The sequence below is a fragment of the Streptomyces sp. NPDC093510 genome, assembly GCF_040683555.1.
In the GTDB taxonomy this organism is placed as follows: domain Bacteria; phylum Actinomycetota; class Actinomycetes; order Streptomycetales; family Streptomycetaceae; genus Streptomyces.
Genome location: NZ_JBFBEE010000013.1, coordinates 24,252 through 49,759, shown reverse-complemented (window position 1 = coordinate 49,759; position 25,508 = coordinate 24,252). Strand labels below are relative to the sequence as shown.

2 protein-coding genes are annotated in these 25,508 nt (G+C 73.0%); both read left to right on the top strand.

What is annotated here, in order from left to right; translation table 11 throughout:
• Positions 1–23 precede the first annotated feature (23 nt).
• Positions 24–14,033, top strand: coding sequence for an amino acid adenylation domain-containing protein (locus AB0N81_RS21735; RefSeq protein ID WP_365360693.1), 14,010 nt, complete (start codon positions 24–26; stop codon positions 14,031–14,033).
• Positions 14,030–25,474 (top strand): amino acid adenylation domain-containing protein, encoded by an 11,445-nt coding sequence (locus AB0N81_RS21730; RefSeq protein ID WP_365360691.1) that lies wholly within the window; start codon positions 14,030–14,032, stop codon positions 25,472–25,474. The genes AB0N81_RS21735 and AB0N81_RS21730 overlap by 4 nt, the downstream gene beginning before the upstream one ends.
• Positions 25,475–25,508: the final 34 nt, after the last annotated feature.

The window sequence follows — 25,508 nt, the reverse complement described above, 5'->3', positions numbered from 1 at the left end:
GCCGCTGTGAGGAGACAGAGACGATGACCCGGTCCCTTGTCGAGGATGTCTGGCCACTGTCGCCGTTGCAGGAAGGGCTCCTGTTCCACGCGGCCTTCGACGACCAGGGACCGGACGTCTACCAGGGGCAGCGCATGCTGGAGCTGGTCGGGCCGCTGGACGTGGACCGGTTGCGCAGGTCGTGGCAGGCGCTGCTGGCCAGGCACGGCGCGCTGCGGGCGAGCTTCCGCGGCCGCAAGTCCGGAGAGGCGGTACAGGTCATCGCCCGCGAAGCGGCGCTGCCGTGGACCGTGGCGGACGCCTCCGGCCTCGTGGAGAGCGCGGCCCTCGACGAGACCGACCGGCTGGCCGCGCGCGAGCGGTCACAACGCTTCGACCCGGCGGTCGCCCCGATGCTGCGGCTGCTCCTGGTCCGCCTCGCGGAGGAACGGCACCGGCTGGTCGTCACCAGCCACCACATCGTCATGGACGGCTGGTCCATGGCGGTACTCTTCAACGAGTTGCCCGCCGTGTACGCGGCGGGCGGCCACACCCGGGGCCTGCCCCGCACGACGTCCTACCGCGAGTACCTGGCCTGGCTGAGCCGTCAGGACAAGGGTGCCGCGCGGGCCGCCTGGCGGGCGGAGCTGGCCGGCTCCGACGAACCGACGCTCGTGGCACCCGCTGACCCGGCCCGGACACCCGTCGCCCCCGAGATCCTGATCACCTACGCCTCCGAAGAACTGACGCACGCCCTCGCACGGACGGCCCGCGCCCTCGGGCTCACCGTGAACACGGTGATCCAGGGCGCGTGGGCGCTGGTCCTGGCCCGCCTCGCCGGACGTACCGACGTGGTGTTCGGCGCGACAGCGGCCGGCCGGCCCGCCGAACTGCCGGGCGTGGAATCGATGATCGGCCTGTTCATCAACACGCTCCCGGTACGCGTACGACTCGACGGCGCGCAGACCGTCACGGAGATGCTGACCGCGCTGCAGGAACGTCAGGCCACCCTCATGGCCCACCAGCACCTCGGGCTCCCGGAGATCCAGAAGCAGTCGGGCCCCGGAGCGGTCTTCGACACGATCGTCGTGTACGAGAACTACCCCCGCCCCCCGGAGGAGGAGCCCGCACCCGGCACCTTCGCCATCCGGTTCCTCGGCGGCGAGGAGGCGGCGCACTACCCGCTCACCCTGGTCGTCGCCCCTGAGGACGACCGGATGGGCTTCAAGCTCGACCACCGCCCCGACCTGTTCGACCGGGTCGCCGCACAGTCGGTCGTCGACGGCCTGACACGGGTCCTCGAACAGATGGTCGCCGATCCATCGCTGCCGGTGGGCCGGATCGACGTCGCGCAGGCGGCCGAGCGGTCGCTGGTGGTGGCGGAATGGAACGCCACAGAGCACCCCGTGCCGACGGAGCCGGTACCCGAACTGATCACCCTCCAGGCGGATCGAGCGCCGGACGCCGTGGCGGTCGAGGACGGCGATCGGTCCATGTCCTACGGGGAGTTGGATGCGGCGTCCGGTCGTCTGGCGTCGTATCTGGTGGGTGTGGGTGTGGTGCGGGGTGATCGGGTCGCGGTGGTGATGGAGCGTTCCGTCGATCTGGTTGTGGCGTTGTTGGGGGTGTGGCGGGTTGGTGCGGCGTATGTGCCGGTGGATGTGGAGTATCCGGCGGAGCGGGTGGCGTTCTTGCTGGCCGACTCGGCGCCGGTGGCGGTGGTGTGCATGGAGGCGTACCGGGACGGGGTGCCTGCGGATGCGGGGACGCGGTTGGTGGTGTTGGACGACCCCGGGGTGCGTGCGGCTGTCGCGGCGTGCCCGGCTGACCCTGTAGCCGTCCCTGCCGGGGCGGAGGACGTGGCGTATGTGATGTACACGTCGGGGTCTTCGGGTGTGCCGAAGGGTGTGGCGGTGCCGCACGGGAGTGTGGCGGGGCTGGTGTCGTCCGGTTCGGGTTGGTCGGTGGGTCCGGGTGACGCGGTGTTGATGCACGCGCCGCACGCTTTCGACGTCTCGTTGTTCGAGGTGTGGGTGCCGTTGACGGCGGGTGGCCGGGTGGTGGTGGCCGGGCCGGGCGTGGTGGATGCGGAACGGATTCGTGCGGCCATCGACGGTGGCGTGTCCGCGCTGCATGTGACGGCGGGGATGTTCCGGGTGCTTGCGGAGGAGTCCCCGGAGTGTTTCGCGGGCTTGGGTGAGGTGCTGACCGGCGGCGATGTGGTGCCGGCGAGTGCGGTGGCGCGGATGCGGGAGGCATGTCCGGGGCTGGCGGTACGGCATCTCTACGGGCCCACAGAGATCACCCTCTGCGCGACGGCCCACCTGCTGCGGCCCGGCGACGAGGCGGGCCGGGCGCTGCCGATCGGCCACCCCCTCGCCAACCGCCGCGTGTACGTGCTCGACGCCTTCCTGCGCCCGGTCCCGCCCGGAGTGGCGGGTGAGCTCTACATCGCCGGGTCAGGACTCGCGCGCGGCTACCTGGGGCGGCCAGGGCTGACGGCGGAGCGCTTCGTGGCGTGTCCCTTCGGTGGGCGTGGGCGGATGTACCGGACCGGTGACCTGGTCCGGTGGACGGCTGACGGTGAGCTGCTGTTCGTGGGGCGTGCGGACGAGCAGGTGAAGGTGCGCGGCTTCCGTGTGGAGCTGGGTGAGGTCGAGTCGGTCCTTGCCGGGCACGGGTCCGTAGGTCAGGCCGTTGTGGTGGCCCGCTCCGACGCCGGGGGCGGCGAGAGGCGCCTTGTCGGCTATGTCGTGCCTCAGGAGCAGGAGGACGCCGATCCCGAGCAGTTGCGCCAGTACGTGGCCGGGGTGCTTCCGGAGTACATGGTGCCGGTGGCGGTCGTGGTGCTGGACGCGTTGCCGTTGACGGTGAACGGGAAGGTGGATCGGGCCGCTCTCCCCGCACCTGATCTCGCCGATCGGGTGACCGGGCGTGAGCCGCGTACTGAGGTGGAGCGGGTGTTGTGCGGCCTGTTCGCCGAGGTGTTGGGGTTGGAGCGGGTCGGGGTCGAGGACAGTTTCTTCGAGCTGGGCGGCGACTCGATCAGCTCGATGCAGCTGGCCTCACGGGCCCGCCGCGCGGGTCTCGTGCTCGCGCCCCGCCAGGTGTTCACGGAGAAGAGCCCGGAGCGGCTGGCGCTGGTCGTGGAGGAAGCGTCGGGACGAGAGGCACGGGCGACCGACGTCGGCACCGGTGAGGTGCCGTGGACGCCGGTCATGCGGGCGTTGGGCGAGCGGGCGGCAGCACCGGGTTTCGCGCAGTGGGTGGTGCTGGGAGCACCGGCCGAACTGAGTCTGGACGTTGTTACAGCGGGCTTGAGTGCCGTAGTGGATACGCACGACATGCTGCGGGCCCGCGTCCTCCATGGCGAGGCGAAGTTGCTCGTGGGTGAGCCCGGGTCGGTCGATGCCGGGGCTCTGGTCTCGCGTGTCGACGCGAGGGATGTCGGTCCGGAGGCGCTGGGGCAGGTTGCCGTGCGGGCCGCGCGTGAGGCGACGGGGCGGCTGGACCCGGCCGCCGGTGTGATGGTGCGGGCGGTGTGGGTCGACGCGGGCCCCGACCGCCTCGGCCAACTGGTCCTAGTAGCCCATCACTTGGTGGTGGACGGGATGTCCTGGCGTGTGCTGGTCCCGGATCTGCGGGCCGCGTGCGAGGCGGCGATCGAGGGCCGTGCGTCGAAGTTGGAGCCGGTGGGCACGTCGTTCCGGCGCTGGGCGGAACTGCTGGTCACGCAGGCGACCGACGAGAGCCGGGCCGCGGAACTGGAGGACTGGCTCGCCCTGCTGGGCGAGCCTCGGCAGCCGCTGGGGCAAAGGGCACTCGACTCCGGCATCGACACTGCCCGAACCCTGCACCAGCAGACCTGGACGGTGCCGCCGAAGCAGGCCGAAGCGCTGTTGAGCCGGACGCCCTCCGCCTTCCATTGCGGTGTCGACGATGTCCTGCTGGCGGCGCTGGCCGGCGCGGTCGGGCTGTGCAAACCGGAGGCGGCGGCAGGGCTCCTGGTGGACGTCGAGGGGCATGGCCGTGAGCCGATCGGGGATGTCGATCTGTCGCGCACGGTGGGCTGGTTCACCAGTGCGCACCCGGTACGGACGGACACGAGCGGCATCGACCTGGCCCAGGCCCTGGCGGGCGGATCTGCCGCCGGGACGTTGCTGAAGGCGGTCAAGGAACAGGCGCGCGCGATCCCGGGCGACGGGTCCGGCTACGAGCTGCTCCGCCACCTCAACCCCGAGACCGCCCCCATCCTCCGCTCCCGCCCTGCCCCCGAAATCGGCTTCAACTACATGGGCCGCTTCACCGCAGGCGCGGCAAAGGGCCAGGGCCGCCAAGGGACGCCCCGCGCCTGGCAGTTGACGGGCGAGAACCCCATCGGCGGCACCGTCGCCCCGGACCTGCCCCTGCCGCACGCCCTGGAGGCCAACGCCACCGTCCGGGACACGCCCGCCGGGCCCGAGTTGGAGATACGGCTGAGCTGGCCGGGCGGCGTGCTGGCGCAGGATGAGGCGGAGCGGCTCGGCCGGACCTGGGCGGCGATGCTGGCCGGTCTCGCCGCCCACTCCACCGCCGACCCCACGGCCGGTGGGCACACGCCCTCCGACTTCCCGCTCCTCGGCACCGCCGCCCTGACGCAGGGCGACGTCGACAGGGTGGAGGCGGCGGTGCCGGGGCTGACCGACGTATGGCCGTTGTCGCCTCTGCAGGAAGGCATGCTGTTCCATGCCACGTACGACGGAGACGGGCCGGACGCCTACCAGAGCCGGCGCGTGCTCGCCGTCGACGGACCGTTGGACGCGCCGCGACTGCGGGCGGCCTGGGAAGCGCTGGTCTCGCGGCACGACGCGCTGCGTGCGTGCTTCCACCGTCTCGCCTCGGGCGAGGCCGTGCAGACCGTGGCCCGTGACGTACGACTGCCATGGCGCGAGGTCGACCTGTCGGACCTCGGCAGGGACGAGGCGTTCACCGAGGCGGACCGGCTCGCCGAGAACGAGACGGTGGAACGGCTGGACCTGACGGCCGCACCCCTGCTGCGCCTGCTGCTGATCCGTATCGGCGCGGAACAGCACCGGCTCGTCGTCACCAGCCACCACATCGTGGCCGACGGATGGTCGACACCGGTGATGCTCAACGAAGTCTCGGCGACCTACGCGGCATCACCCCTCACCACGGCCGCACCTCCCACAACCGCCACCACCCGCCCACCCACACCCACCTGTTCCGCCTCGTACGGGGACTACCTGGCCTGGCTGGACAGGCAGGACAAGGAGGCCGCGCGGGCCGCCTGGCGGGCGGAGCTGGCCGGAGCCGACGAACCGACACTGGTGGCACCGGCGGACCTCGGCGGCGGCCTCGTCCTGTCCGAGGAGCGCTCCGTGCGGCTGTCCGGGGCGGCGACGCGGGCCGTCACCGCGCTGGCCCGGTCCCAGGGGCTGACCGTCAACACCGTCGTGCAGGGCGCGTGGGCGCTGGTGCTCGCCCGGCTCGCCCGGCGCACGGACATCGTGTTCGGCACCACCGTGGCGGGGCGGCCGCCCGAGATCCCCGGTGTCGAGTCGATGATCGGCCTGTTCATCAACACCCTGCCGGTCCGCGTCCGTCTCGACGCCCGACAGCCGGTCCTCGCCCTGCTCACGCAACTGCAGGAGCGGCAGGCAGCCCTGATACCCCATCAGCACACTGGGCTCGCCGAGATCCAGGCGCTCGGCGGACCCGGCGCCGTCTTCGACACGATGCTGATGGTCGAGAACTACCCACGGAACACCTCCCGGCTCTCCGACCCCGATCTGCCCCACGACCCCGACCTGCCCCACGACCCGTCCGGCCCCGCCCGCGGCCCGGTCACCCTCACCCAGCTCAGCAGCCAGGCGGGAACGCACTACCCCCTGGCCATCGGTGTCGTCCCGGACGACCGCATCGAGATCCGGGTGACGTACCGCCCGGATGTGTTCGACGGACAGCGGGCACTCCAAGTGGGCCGGCAGCTGATACGGGTGCTCGAACAGCTCGCGGCCGACCCGGCCCTGCGGGTGAGCGACATCGACGTACTGGGAACGGCCGAGCGCACCGCGGTCGTGGACCGCTGGAACGACACCGCCCGTCCGGTCCGGACGGGGACGTTGGGCGAGCTGTTCGACGCGCAGGCGCGCCGCTCCCCGGACGCCCCGGCCGTGACGGGGACCGACAGGCAGTGGACGTACGCCGAACTCGGCCGGGCCGCCGACCACGTGGCGCACGAGCTGACGACGCGCGGCGTACGCCGGGGACACCTGGTCGGCGTGGTCATGGAGCGCTGCGTGGATGTCGTCGCGGTGCTGCTGGGGGTGGCCAAGGCGGGAGCGGCGTTCGTGCCGGTCGACCCGGCGTACCCGGCCGAGCGCATTGCGCACGTGCTCGCCGACGCGGACCCCGCGCTCGTCGTGTGCACGACCACGACCGAGCCGGCGCTACCCGCGGACGTCACCCGCTGGGTGTTCGACACCCCCCTGCCCGTCTCCGCGCTCACCGGGCGTACGACCCGACCGACAGAGCCGGCGTGCCACGAGGAAGACCCGGCGTGCCACGAGGAAGACCCTGCGTGCCGCATGGAGGGCCCGGTGTGCCGCGTGGAGGACGCCGCGTACGTGATCTACACGTCCGGTTCGACGGGCACACCCAAGGGCGTGGTCGTCTCGCACGGCGGCATCGGCAACCTCGCCACCGGCCAGATCGAACGCTTCGCCGTACGGCCGGACTCACGCGTCCTGCAACTGGCCTCGTGGAGCTTCGACGCCGCGGTCTCCGAAATGTGCATGGCCCTGCTGTCCGGCGCGGCGCTGGTGGTGGCCGACGGCGACAGGCTCCCGCCGCACGGCTCACTGGAGGAGGTCGCCGCCGAGCTCGGGGTCACCCACATGACCGTGCCCCCGTCGGTCCTCGGGACCGTGGATTCCCTGCCGGACACCGTGGAGACGCTGGTGGTCGCGGGGGAGGAGTGCCCGGCCTGGCTGGCGCGGCGCTGGTCGGACCGGCGGCTGGTCAACGCGTACGGGCCCACCGAGGTGACCGTCTGCGCGGCGATGAGTGAGCCCCTGCGGCCGGCGGCGGGCGAAGAAGCCGTGCCGATCGGCCGCCCCCTGGTCAACACCCGGACGTACGTCCTCGACGCCTTTCTGAAGCCGGTCGCCCCGGGAACCGTGGGTGAGCTGTACGTCGCCGGGCCCGGCCTGGCACGCGGCTACCTGCACCGGCCAGGGCTGACGGCGGAGCGCTTCGTGGCGTGTCCCTTCGGTGGGCGTGGGCGGATGTACCGGACCGGTGACCTGGTCCGGTGGACGACTGCGGGTGAGCTGCTGTTCGTGGGGCGTGCGGACGAGCAGGTGAAGGTGCGCGGCTTCCGGGTGGAGCTGGGCGAGGTCGAGTCGGTCCTAGCCGGACATGAGTGCGTAGGTCAGGCCGTCGTAGTGGCCCGCTCCGACGCCGGGGGCGGCGAGAGGCGCCTTGTCGGCTATGTCGTGCCTCAGGACCAGGGGGGTGTCGACCCCGAGCAGTTGCGCCAGTACGTGGCCGGGGTGCTGCCGGAGTACATGGTGCCGGTGGCGGTCGTGGTGCTGGACGCGTTGCCGTTGACGGTGAACGGGAAGGTGGACCGGACCGCTCTCCCCGCACCGGACTTCACCGAACGTGTCTCGGACCGTGGGCCCCGCACGGAGGCGGAGCGGGTGCTGTGCGGGCTGTTCGCCGAGGTGTTGGGGTTGGAGCGGGTCGGGGTCGAGAACGGTTTCTTCGAGCTGGGCGGCGACTCGATCAGCTCGATGCAACTGGCCTCCCGGGCCCGTCAGGCGGGCCTCGTGCTCACGCCGCGCCAAGTGTTCGAGGAGAAGACCGCGGAGCGGCTCGCGCTGGTCGTGGGGACAGCGGGCCGTGAGGTCGCGGTGCACGATGTCGGCGTCGGCGAGCTGCCCTGGACACCGGTCATGCGGGCGCTGGGCGCCCGCGTCACCGGCCCGGGCTTCGCTCAGTGGGTGGTGCTGGCCACCCCGGCCGGGCTGACGCCCGACGTCCTCGCGGCAGGTCTGGGTGCCGTGCTCGACCGGCACGACATGCTGAGGGCCCGCACGGTTGCCGACGAATTGAAGCTGATCGTCGGCGAGCCGGGGTCATTCGACGCCGCGAGCCTGATCACGCGCGTGGACGCGTCACGCGTTGACGCGCCGCATGGCGAAGGGCCGGACCTGGGTGAGCTGGCCCGTCAGGCGGCGGGACGGCTGGACCCGGTGTCCGGTGTGATGGTGCGGGCGGTGTGGGTGGACGCGGGTCCCGACCGCCTCGGCCAACTGGTGCTCGTAGCACATCACTTGGTGGTGGACGGGGTGTCCTGGCGTGTGCTGGTCCCGGATCTGCGGGCCGCGTGCGAGGCGGCAGCCGAGGGGCGTGCGCCGAAGTTGGAGCCGGTCGGCACGTCGTTCCGGCGCTGGGCGGAACTGCTGGTCGCGCAAGCGGCTGATGAGAACCGTGTCGCGGAACTGGGCGGCTGGCTGGCCCTGCTGGGTGAGACCCGACAACGCGTCGCGCGACGACCCTTGAACCCGGACACCGACACCGCCCGAACCCTGCGCCGCCGAACCTGGACGGTGCCGCCGAAGCAGGCCGAAGCCTTGTTGAGCCGGACGCCCTCCGCCTTCCACTGCGGTGTCGACGATGTCCTGCTGGCGGCGCTGGCCGGCGCGGTCGGGCTGTGCAAACCGGAGACGGCGGCAGGGCTCCTGGTGGACGTCGAGGGGCACGGCCGTGAGCCGATCGGGGATGTCGATCTGTCACGCACGGTGGGCTGGTTCACCAGTGCGCACCCGGTACGGACGGACACGAGCGGCATCGACCTGGCCCAGGCCCTGGCGGGCGGGCCTGCCGCCGGGATGTTGCTGAAGGCGGTCAAGGAGCAGGTGCGCGCGATCCCGGGCGACGGGCTCGGCTACGAGCTGCTGCGCCACCTCAACCCGCAGACCGCCCCCGAACTCCGCTCCCGCCCCACCCCGGAGATCGCCTTCAACTACCTGGGCCGCTTCACCGCAGGCACACCACAAACCCCCTCGTCCGTATGGCAGTTGACCGGCGAGACCGCGATCGGCGGCACCGTCTCCCCCGACATGCCGCTGCGGCACGCCCTGGAGGCAGGGGCCGCGGTACGCGACACCCCGGAAGGGCCTGAGCTGACCATCACCCTGAGCTGGGCGGACGAGGCGGTGCCGGAGACGGAGGCCGAGCGGCTCGGCCGGACCTGGGCGGCGATGCTGGACGGCCTGGCCGCGCACACCACCACCGACCTCACCGCCGGCGGACACACCCCCTCCGACTTCCCTCTCCTGCGCACCGCACTGACACAGGGTGACGTGGAGGAGCTGGCAGCCGCGGTGCCGGTGCTGACCGACGTGTGGCCGCTGTCACCGCTGCAGGAAGGCATGCTGTTCCACGCCACCTACGACGAGGGCGGCCCCGACGTCTACGAAGGCCAGCGCGCCCTGGAGCTCGAAGGGCCGCTGGACGCGGCCCGGCTGCGCGCCGCATGGCAGGCACTGCTGCGCAGGCACCCGACTCTGCGCGCGAGCTTCCACCGCCTCGCGTCGGGCGAGGCCGTCCAAGCCGTGGCCCGGGACGTCGAACTGCCCTGGCGCGAAGCCGATGTGGCGGGCCTCTCCGACGCCGAGGCGGTCGCCGAGACGGAGCGCCTGGCCGCCGGTGAACGCGCGGAACGGATCGATGTCACGAAGGCGCCGCTGATGCAGCTGCTCCTGATCCGCCTCGGCGAGAACCGCCACCACCTGGTCATCACCAGCCACCACATCATCATGGACGGCTGGTCCCTGCCCGTCCTGATCGGTGATCTCTCGGCCGTGTACGAGGCGTTGGCGGCGGACGGCGATGAACGGGACCTCCCGGCCGTGACGTCCTACCGCGACTACCTGGCCTGGCTCGACCGGCAGGACAAGGAGGAGGCGCGGCGGGCCTGGCGCACGGAACTGGCCGGTCTCGACGAGCCGACGCTCGTCGTGCCCGCCGACTCGGTGCGGGTGCCGGTCGTGCCCGACCGGGTGCGCTTCGCGTTCCCCGAGGAGCTGTCCCGGGGCGTCGCCGACCTGGCCCGCGACCGCGGCCTGACCGTGAACACCCTGATGCAGGGCGCGTGGGCGCTGCTGCTCGCGCGCCTCGCCGGACGCACCGACGTCGTGTTCGGCGCCACCGTCGCCGGGCGGCCCCCCGACCTGCCGGGTGCCGAAACGGCGATCGGCCTGTTCATCAACACGCTCCCGGTGCAGGTACGGCTCGACGCGCGGCAGCCTGCCGCCGACATGCTGGCCGGACTCCAGGAGCACCAGGTCGCCCTGATGACCCATCAGCACGTCGGCCTCTCCGAAATACACCAACTCGCCGGGCCGGGCGCCGACTTCGACACCCTCGTCGTCTACGAGAACTACCCCCACCCGCCCGCGAGCGGCGACACGTCCCCCGCGGCCCTCACCATCCGTCCCGCGGGCACCCCGCAGGACATGGGCCACTACCCCCTGACCTTCGTCGTCTCGCCGGGCGAGCGCATGCAGGGCGACTTCGTGTTCCGGCCGGACGTCTGCGACCGCGCCCGCGCCGAAACCATGGTCGCGTCCCTGACGCGGATCCTGGCGCAGCTGGTCGCGGACCCGTCGACCCCCGTGGGCCGGGTGGACGTGACCGACAACGCCGTGCACGACCGGGTCGTACGCGAATGGAGTGCCACGGGTCCGCCGATGACCCCGGCGCCGATCCCGGAGCTGCTCGACCGTCAGGTGGCGGAGTCGCCGGATGCGGTGGCACTGGTGGCTGGTGAAAAGGCGCTCAGTTATGGGGAGTTGGGTGCACAGGCGAGCCGTCTCGCCCGGTATGTGATGGCTGCGGGCGTGGGGCCCGAGGTGCGGGTGGCCGTGGTGGGCGAGCGGTCCGTGTCCCTGCTGGTGTCGCTGCTCGCGGTGTCGCTGGCGGGTGGCGTCTTCGTCCCGGTGGACGCGGGATATCCGGCGGAACGGATCGCGTACGTGCTGGAAGACGCGGACCCGGCGGTGCTCGTGTGCACGGTCGCGTCGCGGGGCGTGGTGCCCGACAGCTTCGCGGGGCGGGTCGTGGTCGTGGACGACCCGGTGGTGGCGCGCGAGATCGGGCGGCTCCCGGCGGGTCCGGTGCGGGAGGGGGAGCGGTCGGTGCCTTTGGCGGCCGACCACGCCGCGTACGTCATCTACACCTCGGGCTCCACCGGCGAGCCCAAAGGCGTCGTCGTCACCCACACGGGGCTGGAGAACCTCGCGCGGGCCCAGATCGACCGGTTCGCGGTGCGGGCGGACTCACGCGTGCTGCAGTTCGCGTCGCCGAGCTTCGACGCCGCCGTCTCGGAACTGTGCATGGCGCTGCTCTCGGGCGCTGCGCTGATCGTCGCGGGGGCCGACGAGCTGCCGCCGCGCGTGTCGCTGCACGCCGCCCTGCGGGAGACGCGCGCTACCCATGTGACCGTGCCGCCGAGCGTGCTGGCGGCCGAGGACGCCCTGCCGGACGGGCTCGCGACGCTGGTCGTGGCCGGGGAGGCCTGTCCGCCGGGGCTGGTGGACAGGTGGTCGTCCGGACGGCGGATGATCAACGCGTACGGGCCGACCGAGACCACGGTCTGCGCGGCGATGAGCGAGCCGCTGACACCCGGCCGCGACCTCGTCCCCCTGGGGCGTCCGATGACCGGCGTACAGACGTACGTCCTGGACGAGTTCCTGCTGCCCGTGCCGCCAGGGGTGACCGGCGAGCTGTACGTGGCCGGCGCGGGACTGGCCCGCGGATACCTGGCACGCCCGGCACTTTCGGCGCGGCGCTTCGTGGCCTGCCCGTTCGGCGCGGGGGAGCGGATGTACCGCACGGGTGACGTGGTCCGGTGGACCGACGAGGGCGAACTGCTCTTCGTGGGCCGCTCCGACGACCAGATCAAGATCCACGGACACCGGATCGAGCCCGGTGAGATCGAGGCGGTCCTCGCCGCGCATCCGGACGTCGCGCAGGCCGTCGTCGTCGCCCGCCAGGACCGCCCCGACGACACCCGCCGGCTGGTGGCGTACGTCGTCGCCGACGGCGATCTGGTGCCGGGACTCCCCGCGTACGTACGCGACAGGCTGCCGGAGTACATGGTGCCGACGGCGTTCGTGCCCCTGGAGAGGCTGCCGCTCACCCCCAACGGGAAGGTCGACCGGACCGCCCTGCCGGCACCCGACTTCGCCGGGCGGGTCACCGGCCGCGCACCCAGGACCGCGACCGAGCGCACCCTGTGCGAGCTGTTCGCCGAGGTGCTCGGCCTGGACCGGGTCGGCGTCGACGACAGCTTCTTCGAGCTGGGCGGCGACTCGATCATGTCGATGCAGCTCGCGTCACGGGCCCGTCGCGCGGGCCTGACGCTCACCTCGCGGCAGGTCTTCGAGGAGAAGACCCCCGAACGCCTCGCGCAGGTGACGGTGGCCGCCGAACCGGAGACCGCACCCGATGACACTCCTGACATCGGCGTCGGCGAGGTGCCCTGGACCCCCGTGATGCACGCGCTGGGCGAGCGTGCGACGAGCCCCGCGTTCGCGCAGTGGGTGGTGGTCGGCGCCCCGGCCGGTATCGGCCTCGACGTCCTCTCCGCAGGTCTCGCCGCCCTCCTGGACACGCACGACATGCTGCGCGCCCGGACCGTGCCCGGCGAGCCGAAGCTGATCGTCGGGGAGCGGGGCTCGGTCGACGCGAGCGCCCTCGTGTCCCGCGCCGACGCGACGGCCGCAGCGACCGGAACGCTGGACGAGGTCGCGGGCCGCGCGGCACGGGAAGCGGCCCGACAGCTCGACCCGTCCGCCGGGACACTCGCCCGCGCCGTATGGGTCGACGCGGGCCCCGGCCGCACCGGACGCATCGTCCTCGTGGTGCACCACCTCGTCGTGGACGGCGTGTCGTGGCGCCTCCTCGTCCCCGACCTGCGCGTCGCGTGCGAAGCGGCCGCCGCGGGGCACACCCCTCAACTGGAGCCCGTCGGCACGTCGTTCCGGCGCTGGGCGGAACTGCTGGCCGCGGAGGCGGCCGACGAACGGCGGACCGCGGAGGCCGACGACTGGCTCGCCCTGCTGGGAAAGGAACAACAGGCCGTCGCGAGCCGGGCGTTGGACCCGGGCATCGACACCGTACGCACCCTGCGGCACCGGTCATGGGACGTGCCGCCCGAGCACGCGGCCACCCTCGTGAGCCGCACGCCGACCGCCTTCCACTGCGGCGTCGACGACGTGCTCCTCGCGACCCTCGCGGGCGCGGTCGGCCACTGGCGGCCCGACACCGCGTCCGGCCTCCTCGTCGACATCGAGAGCCACGGACGTCAACCGCTGGAGGGCACCGACCTGTTGCGGACGGTGGGCTGGTTCACCGGCGTGCACCCGGTGCGGCTCGACGTGACCGGCGCCGACCTGGACGCCGCTAGGGCCGGCGGCCCCCCTGCCGGTACGTTGGTGAAGGCCGTTAAGGAGCAGGCCAGGGCGGTGCCAGGCGACGGACTCGGCCACGAACTGCTGCGCCACCTCAACCCCGGGACACGGCCCGTGTTCGAGGCCGCGCCGGCCGCGCAGATCGGCTTCAACTACCTGGGCCGGTTCGCCTCCGGAGGCGGCCGCGCCGCGGGACCGCCGGGACCGTGGGAGATGGCCGGCGAGACCGCGATCGGCGGCTCGGTCGACCCGGACATGCCCGCCACGCACGCAGTGGACGCGGCGGCGGTGGTCAGGGACACCGCCGACGGGCCCGCACTGACGATCACCCTCAGCTGGGCGAGCCGGCTGCTGGACGAAGCCGACGCCGAACAGCTCGGCAGGGCCTGGCTGGACATGCTGGCAGGCCTGGCGGACCACACCGCCGACCCCACCGCGGGCGGACACACCCCGTCCGACTTCCACCTCCTCGACCTCGCACAGCACCAGATCGACGAACTCGAAGCCGGATTCGCCGACGAGAAGCCATGGCCGACAGGCACAAGCCGTAATGAGGAGACAGAGCGATGACGACCCGATCCCGTTCCCTCGTCGAGGATGTGTGGCCCCTCTCGCCGCTGCAGGAGGGCATGCTCTTCCACGCCTCCTACGACGACCAGGGCCCGGACGTCTACACCGTGCAGTCGGCGCTCGACGTCGAGGGGCCCGTGGACACGGATCGGCTGCGGGCGTCCTGGGAGGCGCTCCTGGCCCGGCACGCCGCGCTGCGGGCGTGCTTCCGTCCGGTGACCGGTGCCCGCATGGTGCAGGTGATCCCGCGTGAGGTCGCCCTGCCCTGGTCCGAGGCGGACGTCAGCGCACTCGTGGAGCCCGAGGCCCTCGCCGAGACCGACCGCTTCGCCGCACGCGAACGCTCCCAGCGCTTCGACCTCGCCGTCCCGCCGCTGCTGCGGCTCCTGCTCGTGCGGCTCGGCGAACGACGCCACCGGCTCGTCATGACGTTCCACCACATCCTGCTGGACGGCTGGTCGATGCCGGTCCTCCTGACCGAGCTCTCCCAGGTGTACGAGGCGGGCGGCGACGCCTCCGTCCTGGGGCGCGTGGCACCCTACGGCGAGTACGTGGCGTGGCTCGGCCGCCAGGACAAGGAAGCGGCACGCGCCGCCTGGCGCGCGGAACTGTCCGGCGCCGAAGGAGCGACGCTCGTCGCACCGGCCGACCCGAGCCGCGCCCCGGTGCTTCCCGACCACGTGTTCACCGACCTCCCCGAGGAACTCACCGGCGCCCTGGTCGAGTTGGCACGCGGCCGGGGCCTGACGGTGAACACCGTTGTGCAGGGCGCGTGGGCGCTCGTACTCGCCCGGCTCGCCGGACGCACGGACGTCGTCTTCGGCGCGACCGTCGCGGGCCGCCCCGCCGAACTGCCGGGCGTGGAAGCGATGATCGGCCTGTTCATCAACACGCTGCCCGTGCGCGTACGCCTCGACGGGGCGCAGCACATGAGTGAACTCCTCACGCGGCTGCAGGAGGCCCAGTCCGGCCTCATCGCCCACCAGCACGTCGGACTCGCAGAGGTGCAGAAGCTCGCAGGGCCCGCGGCGGTCTTCGACACGCTCGTCCTGTACGAGAACTACCCGCTCCCGCCGGCCGGCCCCGAGCCGGGCCCCGACGCCGTCACCATCAGGCCCTCGGGGGCGGCGCGCGACGCCTCGCACTACCCGCTCACCCTGGTCGCCGTCCCGGGCGGCGACCGGATGCGCTTCAAGCTGGACTACCGGCCCGACCTGTTCGACCGGGCCGCCGCGGAATCCGTCGTCCAGCGGTTCGTGCGCGTCCTCGAACAGGTCGTGGCCGACCCGTCGGCGCGCGTGGGCGACATCGACGTCCTCGAACCCGCCGAGCGGACCTCGGTGACCGAGCGCTGGAACGCCACCGGACGCCCCCTGTCGGCCGGATCGGTCATCGAGGCGTTCGAGGCGCGGGCCCGCCGGGCGCCGGACGCGGCAGCCGTGCGGTGCGGCGAGGACGCGCTGACCTACGGCGAGCTGGAGGCGCGGGCGAACCGGCTCGCCCGGCACCTGACCGGTCTCGGCGTCACCCGCGAACGCCGCGTGGGCCTGTGCCTGCCGCGCGGCACCGACATGATCGTGGCGGAGCTCGCCGTGTGGAAGGCGGGCGGCGCCTTCGTCCCGCTCGACCCCGAACACCCCGCCGACCGGCTCGCCTACATGATCGCCGACAGCGGCGCCGACACCGTCCTGACCACCGGCGCCGCCGCGACCGGGGTGCCTGTGACCGGGGGGCCCGAGGCCGGGGTGCCCGCGACCGGCGTGTCCGCGACCGGTGTGTCCGCGGGCGCCGCCCGCGTGGTGATCCTCGACGAGACGGAGACCGCACGCGCGATAGCGGCGCAGTCCGCCGAACCGCTCGGCGTACCGGTCTCCACCGACCAACTCGCGTACATCATCTACACGTCGGGCTCGACGGGCCGCCCCAAGGGCGTCGCCCTCGCCCACCGCGGCGTGCTGAACCTGGCCGAGGCGATGCGGCCCGCGCTGGACCTGCGCGACGGCGTCGTGATGCTGCAGTTCGCGTCCTTCAGCTTCGACGGCGCGGTCCTGGACGTGGCCGTCACGCTGGCCGCAGGCGGCACGCTCGCCATCGCCACCGCCGAGGAGCGCACCGATCCCGACGCGCTCGCGGCCATGATCCGCTCGCACGGGGTCGAGGCCGCCAGCGTCGTGCCTTCGGTGCTGCGCACCCTGGACCCCGCGAGCGTCCCGGACGTACGGAACTGGGTCCTCGGAGGCGAATGGCTGACCGCCGACCTCGCGAGCCGCTGGACGGCGCGGGCGCAGGTGTGGAACACCTACGGCCCCACCGAGGCCACCGTGATGGCGACCGTGGGCCGCGTCGACGAGGGCATCAAGCCGGTGGACGCCCCGCCGGCCATCGGGCGCCCGCTGGGCAACATGCGGACGTACGTCCTCGACGGCTTCCTGCGTCCGGTGCCGCCGGGCGTGACCGGTGAGCTGTACGTCGCGGGGCCGGGCGTGGCCCGCGGCTATGCGGGACGGCCCGATCTGACGGCGGAGCGGTTCGTGGCCTGCCCGTTCGGCACGGGCGGACGCATGTACCGCACGGGGGACCTGGCCCGCTGGAGCGCCGACGGACAGCTGTCGTTCGCGGGGCGCGTGGACGAGCAGGTGAAGCTGCGCGGCTTCCGGATCGAGCCGGGCGAGGTCGAAGCGGTCCTGGCCGGGCACCCGTCCGTGAGCCAGGCGGCGGTGATCGCCCGCGAGGACCTGCCGGGCGACAAACGCCTCGTCGCGTACGTCGTCCCGGCGGCGGACGGCGCCCTCGACACCGAGGAGCAGACCCACACAGGGAACGCCGTCCTCGACACCGAGGAGCACACCCGCACAGGGCACGCCGTCCTCGACACCGAAGCGCTGCGCGCCTTCGCCGGCACCCGGCTCCCCGAGTACATGGTCCCGGCGACCGTGGTCGTCCTCGACGCGCTGCCGCTCACCGTCAACGGCAAGCTCGACCGCTCCGCGCTGCCCGCCCCCGAACTCGCCGTACGCGGCGGCCGCGACCCGCACACTCCCGTCGAGGCCGCCCTGTGCGACCTCTTCGCCGAGACGCTCGGCACCGAACGGGCCGGCGCCGAGGACTCGTTCTTCGCGCTCGGCGGCGACTCGATCTCGTCGATGATGCTGGTGTCCGGCGCCCGCCGCGCGGGCCTCGCGATCACCGCACGACAGGTCTTCGAGCACCGCACCCCGGCGGCCCTCGCGCTGGTCGCCGTCCCGTCGGACACCGCGAACGCGGGCGGCGGCGACTCCGGGACCGGCGAGGTGCCTCTGACGCCGGTGATGCACGAACTGCTCGACCGGGTCGGCGTCGACGCGGTCGGCCGGGTCGTCCAGTCCGCCGTGCTCGAGGCCCCGGCAGACGTGCGCACCGAGACGCTGGCCGACGCGGTGCGGGCGGTGGTCGACCACCACGACGCGCTCCGGGCGCGCCTGGTGACCGAACCGGAGCGGCGCCTCGTGGTGTCCGCACCCGGCACGGTGCCCGCCGCCTCGTTCGTACGCCGCTTCGACGCGACCGGCACGGCCCCCGAAGACCTGCCGCGGGTGATCGCGGAGGAGACCCGGGCCGCCGTGGAGCGGCTCGACCCACGGGCCGGCGTCATGCTGCAGGCGGTCTGGCTCGACCTCGGTCCCGACACCGCGGGGCGGCTCGTCCTGGTCGTCGACCACCTCGTGATGGACGCCGTGTCCTGGCGTATCCTGCTGCCCGACCTGGAGCGTGCGTGCGCCGCGACGGCCGCGGGCCGCACCCCCGAACTGGAGCCGGTGCCCACGTCGTTCCGGCACTGGGCGCGTGCCCTGGCGGAGCAGGCGGCAAGCGAGGAACGGGCGGCCGAGCTCGACGCGTGGACCCAGCTGCTCCAAGGGCCCGACCCGCAGCTCACCGCGCTGCCCATGGACCCGGAGCTCGACCTCGCCGACACCGTGCGGCGCACGTCGGTGACCGTCCCGGCCCACGTCACGTCCGCGCTCCTGACCGCGGTGCCCGAGGCGTTCCACGCGGGCGTCGACGACGTGCTGCTGACCGGACTCGCCGCGGCCGTCGCGGAGTGGTGCGACGGCGCGTCGGACGGCGGCTTCCTGGTGGACGTGGAAGGGCACGGCCGCGAGGCCCTGTCCGAGACCATGGACCTCTCGCGCACGATCGGCTGGTTCACCGCAAGCCACCCGGTACGGATCGATGCGGGCACGACCGGCCCTGACGACCTCGAAGACTTCCGCGACGGCGGCCCGGTCGCGGGCAGCGCCGTCAAGCGAGTCAAGGAACAACTGCGGGCGGTCCCCGGCGACGGACTCGGTCACGGCCTGCTGCGCCACCTCGCCCAAGGCGCGGCCGCCGGGCTCGCGAACCTGCCCGGCGCCCGGATCGGCTTCACCTACCTCGGCCGGGTCCCGGTCGGCGCGGGCGGCGGGACCGACGACACAGCACCCGGCCGGAGCCAGGGCCCGGCGGGCGATCCCGCGGGCGGCCGCTTCCCGGTGGCCCATCCGCTGGAGGTCACCTGCGTCGTCCACGACCACGCCGACGGGCCGCGGCTCACGCTCGACGTGGCATGGCCGCAGCGACTGCTCGACGAGACGGCGGCACAGGCACTGGTCGAGTGCTGGGCGGCGATGCTGGCCGGCCTGGCCGCGCACGTCGACGAGCCCACCGCGGGCGGCCACACCCCCTCCGACTTCCCGCTGGTCACCCTCGACCAGGCACAGATCGAGAAGCTGGAGACCGCGGCCCCCGACCTGGTGGACATCTGGCCGCTGTCGCCGCTGCAGGAAGGTCTCCTCTTCCACGCCCTGTTCGACCGGCAGAGCACCGACGTGTACGTCGAGCAGATGATCGTCGGCCTGGAGGGCCCGCTCGACGCGGCACGCCTCCGCGCGGCCTGGCAGGCGCTCCTCGACCGGCACGCCAGCCTGCGGGTGGGCTTCCGCCAGGTGGCGGGGTCCGGACAGTCCGTGCAGGTCGTCGCGGACCGCGCGATCCTGCCGTGGCGCGAGGAGGACTTCTCCGAGCTGGACGAGGACGCGGCATGGGCACAGTCCGAGCGGCTCGGCGGGGAGGAGCGGGACAAGGGCTTCGACCTGGCGAAGCCGCCGCTGGTGAAGGTGCTCCTCGCCAAAACCGGTGAGGACCGGTACCGCATGATGGTGACGCTCCATCACATCGTGCTCGACGGCTGGTCGTTGCCCGTTCTGCGGCGCGAACTGTGGGCCTGCTACGAAGCGGGCGGCACAGCGGCGGGACTGCCGCCGGTGACGCCCTACCGCGACTACCTGGCCTGGCTGGCCCAGCAGGACAAGGAGGCGGCGCAGGAAGCGTGGCGGGAGGAGCTCGCCGGCACGGACGAACCGACGCAGGTCGTCCCCATGTCTCCGGGCGCGGTCGCCGCGACGGACCCGAACGTCTCGTCCGGCGAGGTCTTCGCCGTGGCGGGACCCGCGCTCGACCGTGCGCTCGGCGACCTGGCCCGCGCCGGGGGCGTGACGCTGAACACGGTCGTCCAGACCGCCTGGGCGCTGGTCGTCGGCCAGTTGGCCGGACGCCAGGACGTGGTGTTCGGTGCCTCCGTGGCCGGCCGGCCCGCGGACCTGCCCGGCATGGAGAACATGCTCGGCCTGTTCATCAACACCGTTCCGGTACGCGTACGGTTCGACCCGGCATGGACCGTCGCCGACGTCCTCACGGACGTACAGGCCCGGCAGTCCGTCCTGATGGACCACCAGTACCTGAGCCTGGGCGACATCCAGCGCGTGGCGGGACGCGGAGCGACGTTCGACACGCTCATGGCGTTCGAGAGCTTCCCCACCGGGATGGACGCCGCGACGGAGGACGACGGGAGCACCCGCGAGCCCGGACCGGCCGGCGTGGAACTCACCGAGGCCGGCATGCGCGAGTCGATCAACTACCCGCTCGGCCTGGTGGTGGACCCCCTCAACGGCCTGCGGATGCGGCTCACCTACCGCCCGGACGCCTTCGACGAGGAGGCGGCCCGCGCACTCCTCGACCGGCTGCTGCGGGCCCTGCGGCAGATGGCCGCCGACCCGCGGGCACCCGTCGGCAGGCTGCGGCTCTCCGACGCCGCGGAACGCACCCGCGTCCTGGAGGGCTGGAACACCACGGCCGTGTCCCACCCGGACACCCTGGTCCCCGACCTGTTCGCCGCGCACGCTGAGCGCGCGTCCGATGTGACGGCCGTGCGGTGCGGCTCGGACTCCTTGTCGTACGGGGAGTTGGAGGCGCGGGCGAACCGTCTGGCCCGGTATCTGGTCGGGCTGGGGGTGGGCGCTGAGTCACGGGTCGGCTTGTGTCTGCCGCGTGGGGTCGACATGGTCGTGGGCGAGCTGGCGGTGTGGAAGGCGGGCGGCGCGTTCGTGCCGCTGGACCCGGAGTACCCGGCGGACCGGCTGTCGTACATGGTCGCGGACAGCGGGGCGGCCGTTGTGCTGGGCGCCGGGGAGAGCCTGGCCGAGGTGTCGGTCGGCGGGGCGCGTGCGGTGCTGCTGGACGACCTGGAGGTCGCTCCCGCCCTCGCCGAGGAGGCCGACACGCCACTTGGCTGCCGCCTGACGCCTGATCAGCTCGCCTATGTGATCTATACGTCGGGTTCGACGGGTCGTCCCAAGGGTGTGGGGGTGGCGCATGGTGGCGTGGCGAATCTGGCGGCGGCGATGTGTCCGGTGATGGGGGTGGCCGAGGGTGTCACCGTGCTGCAGTTCGCGTCGTTCAGTTTCGATGCGGCGGTGCTGGATGTGGCGGTGACGCTGTCCGGTGGTGGCACCCTGGCGATCGCCTCGGCCGAGGAGCGTGCGGAGCCGACAGCGCTTGCGGAGATGATCGAGTCGACCGGTGTCACCACGGCCAGCGTCGTGCCCTCCCTGCTCTCCATGCTCGACCCCTCCGCCGTCACCGGAGTGCGCACCTGGGTCCTAGGCGCGGAACTGATGACCGCCGGACTCGCCGGCCGCTGGACGACACAAGCACGGGTGTGGAACACGTATGGCCCCACCGAAGCAACCGTCATGGCCACCGCGGGCCCCGTCGACGAGGACATCCGGCCGCAGGACAAGCCACCGGCGATCGGACGCCCGCTGGACAACGTACAGACGTATGTCCTGGACGGTTTCCTGCACCCGGTTCCCGTCGGTGCGACGGGGGAGCTTTACGTGGCGGGGCCGGGTGTAGCCCGCGGCTATGTGGGCCGGTCCGACCTGACGGCGGAACGCTTCGTGGCGTGCCCCTTTGGTGCGGGTGGTCGGCGGATGTACCGGACCGGGGACCTGGCCCGCTGGACGGCCGAGGGGCAGTTGACCTTTGTCGGCCGTGCGGACGAGCAGGTGAAGGTGCGCGGGTTCCGGGTGGAGCCGGGCGAGGTGGAGGCGGTGCTCGCGGCGCATCCCGGGGTGCGGCAGGCCGCGGTGGTCGCCCGCGAGGACCGCCCCGGCGACAAACGCCTCGTCGGTTATGTCGTGCCCGAGACCAAGGACCTGGAGATCCAGTCCGTCCACGACCACCTGGCGAAGGAACTGCCCGAGTACATGCGGCCCGCCGCCGTCGTGGTCCTGGAGACGCTGCCGCTCACGGGCAACGGAAAGATCGACCGTGGCGCGCTGCCCCGCCCCGACTTCGCCGGACGCATCTCGGGCCGGGAACCGGAGACCGAGCTCGAAGCGACCCTGTGCGCGCTGTTCGCCGAGGTCCTCGGCCTGGAACGGGTGGGCGTCGACAACAACTTCTTCGACCTGGGCGGAGACTCGGGCCTGGCGATGCGGCTCGCCGCACGCATCCGCGAGGAGCTCGGCAGCGAGCTGAGCATGCGGCGGTTCTTCGGCGAGTCCACCCCGCTGGGCGTGGCCCGGATGCTGACGTCCAAGGAACTTCCGGAGCTGCGCCCGGTCGACCACCCCGACGAGATCCCCGTCACCGCGAGCCAGCTGCGCTCCTGGCGGCTCGCCCGAGCCAACCCGGACTCCGCCGCCCAGCGGACCTCGATCGCGCTGCGGCTGGGCGGCAGGCTCGACAAGGAGGCGCTGGAGGCGGCGCTGGGAGACGTCGCGGCACGGCACGACATCCTGCGGACGACGTTCGTGGGGGCCGGTGCCGAAGGCGACGACGTACAGGGCGACGTACAAGAGGACGCGCAGCATGGCGACGCACAGCGAGGGGACGCGGGTCCGGACGAGGTGCGGCAACGCGTCCTGGACGCCGAAGCCGTCCGCCCCGCCCTGCCCGTGGCGTCCGCGGCCGAGGAGGACCTGCCGCGCCTCCTCGCCGACCACGCGGCGCACGAGTTCGACCTCGCCAGGGAAACTCCGTTGGCGGCCCGCCTGTTCGCGGTCGCGGAGAACGACCACGTACTGCTCCTCGTCGTGCACCGCATCGCGACCGACGACGCGTCGCTGATCATCCTGGTCCGCGACCTGGCGGCCGCCTACGGCGCACGCAGGGAAGGCCGCGCACCCGAACGGGCCCCGCTGCCCCTGCAGTTCGCGGACTACGCCCTGTGGGAGCAGGAGCTGCTCAGGGACGAGGAGGACCGCGACAGCCTGATCGGCGAACAGTTCGCCTACTGGAAGAAGGCCCTGGCGGACGCCGAGACCGAAATGGAGCTGCCCGCCGACCGGCCGCGGCCGCCACGGCCCACCCACCGCGCCGACGAGGTGCCGATGGCCCTCGACAGCGCCACGCACATCCGGCTCACGGAGATCGCCGAGGCCGACGGAGCGACCTTCTTCATGATGGTGCAGGCCGCACTCGCGCTGCTCCTCGCCGGGCTCGGCGCCGGCACCGACATCACCCTCGGCACGGTGCTGCCGCGCCGGGACGAGGAAGGCGACCTGGACGGGCTCATCGGCCCGTTCGCCGGACCGCTGGTCCTGCGCACGGACACCTCCGGCGACCCCACGTACCGCGAACTGCTCCGCCGAGCACGCGACACCTACCAGCGCGCGGTCCAGAACCCCGACGTCCCCTTCGGCCGTCTCGTGGACGCCCTGGCACTTCCCGCCGAGGACCGGCACCCCGTCTTCCAGGTGGTGCTCGAGATCCTCAGCGACTCCGCCGAGATGTGGGAGTCCCCGGAACTGCCCGGCCTGCGCACCACCCGCCTGCCCGTGGGGACAGCGGCGGCCGAGACCGACCTCGTGGTCGGCCTCACCGAACGGCACGGGTCCGACAGCGGGCCGAACGGAGTCGACGGCGTGCTCCGCTACGCCACCGAACTGTTCGACCGCTCCACCGCCACCGCGCTCGCCCTGCGGCTCACCCGCGTCCTCCAGCAGGTCGCGGACGACCCGGAACTCCGGCTGAGCCAGGTGGAACTCCTCCTGGACGAGACGGAACGCCACCAGGCCCTGGAGACCCGGGACGCCACGGCGGCACAGATCCCGGACGGAACCGTCGTCGAGCTGCTCGCCGAACAGGCCGCGCTGGCCCCCGACGCCGTCGCCGTCATGGACCACGAGGGTCTGCTCACCCACGGCGCGCTGGACGCCGCGGCCGCCGGGCTCGCCCGGCGCCTCGCCGAGCGGGGCATCGGAGCCGAGGACGTGGTCGTCCTGGCGCTGCCGCCCACCACCGGCCTCGTCGTCGCCCTGCTCGGCGTGCTCAAATCGGGTGCCGCCTGCCTGATCGCCGACCCGAACCGGCCCATGGAGGACGTCGCGTCCTGCCTGCGGCAGGTCACCCCCGCCGCCCTGGTCTGCGCGACGGCCATGGCGCCGCTCCTCGGCGACGGCGTGACGGTCCCCGTCGTACTGCTCGACGACCCGAGGCTCGCCGCCACCAACGACCCGTCCCCGCAAGGCGGTTCGCCGCTCCGGGCGCCCCTGCCCCGGCAGGCGGCACTCGTCCTCGGCGCCACCGCGGCGGACAGTGACGACGGGACCGTCGCAGGCGCCGTCGTCGAGCACCGGACGCTCGTCGACCACGCCGTGCACCACCAGCACGCGGCCCCCACGCACCACGGGGTGACACTCCTCGACGTACGGGCCCCCATGCCCGCACTGCTGACACCGCTGCTCTCCGCCCTGTGCGCGGGCGGCGGCGTCCGCCTCGGCACGCCGGGCCAGGACGCGGCACCGACCGCCGGGCCAGGCGGCACACAACACCTCGTCACCGCGCTGGAGTTGCTGCCGACCGCATCCGGCAGGGCAGCAGGGGAGGCGCCCTTCGCGGAGGTCACCGTGGTCGACTCCGGCGGCCCCGCCACCGTCGACGACACCCGGGCCTGGTTGGCGGCCCACCCCCGCACCACCCTGGTCAGCGCCCACGGCGCGGCGGAGACCGGCGGCCCGTGGCTCGGGCACCGGACCGGCCCCGGCGAGACCCCGCCCGGCCCGGAGCGCACCGGCAGGCCCGTACCCAACACCCGCGCCTTCGTCCTGGACGACTTCCTGCGCCCGGTCCCGCCGGGCGCCACGGGCGACCTGTACGTCGCCGGATCGTCACTGGCCCGCGGCTACGCGGAAGCCCCGGCGCTGACCGGCGAACGGTTCGTGGCCTGCCCGTTCGGGGCCGAGGGTGAGCGGATGCTGCACACCGGCGAACGCGCGAGGCGCACCGCGGCCGGCCTGCTCACCCTCCGCGGCAAGGGCAGGAACGGAACACGCGCGGACGCCGGCCGCCGCGCGGGCGGCGACCACGGCGACCTGGAGATGCTGCTGCCGCTGCGCCCCAAGGGCAGCCTCCCGCCGCTGTTCTGCATGCACACCGGCACGGGCCTGAGCTGGGCGTACGCAGCTCTCCTGCGGCACCTGCCGCAGGACAGGCCCGTCTACGGCGTGCAGGCCCGCGGACTCGCCGTACCGGAGCCGCTGCCGCAGAGCCTGGCGGAGATGGCGGCCGACTACGCGGAGCAGATCAGGACCGTCCAGCCCGTCGGGCCCTACCACCTGCTCGGCTGGTCCCTCGGCGGCCTGATCGCCCAGGCGGTCGCCACCCATCTCGAGGAACAGGGCGAACAGGTACGGCTCCTCGCGGTGATCGACGGCTACCCCGAAGGGTTCGGCGGAGCCCAGTACAGCGACGCCGCGCCCGAGCCGGGACCGGACGACACGTCCACGCCGAGGGCGAGCGACCTCGGACTGCCGCCCGACGAGAACATCGGCCAGGACATGGACGAAGGACTCAGGGCCAACATGCGCCAGGTCATCGACAACGTGGGACGGCTCACCCCGCACCACACGCCACGCCGCTTCCAGGGCGACCTGCTGCTCTTCGTCGCGGCCGACGACCGGCCCGCGGACAGCCCGGCAGCCGTCTCCGGCGAGAGCTGGCGGCCCTACATCGCCGGCGACATCGAGTCCCACGACATCGCCGCCAGCCACTACACCATGCTGCAGCCCGCACCTTCGGCACGCATCGGCGGTGTCGTCGCGGACAAGCTCCGGGACGCGGCCGACACCGGAAAGGAGTGAGGAGAAAGGAATTCCCGGGGCGTCTCGCGGCGCT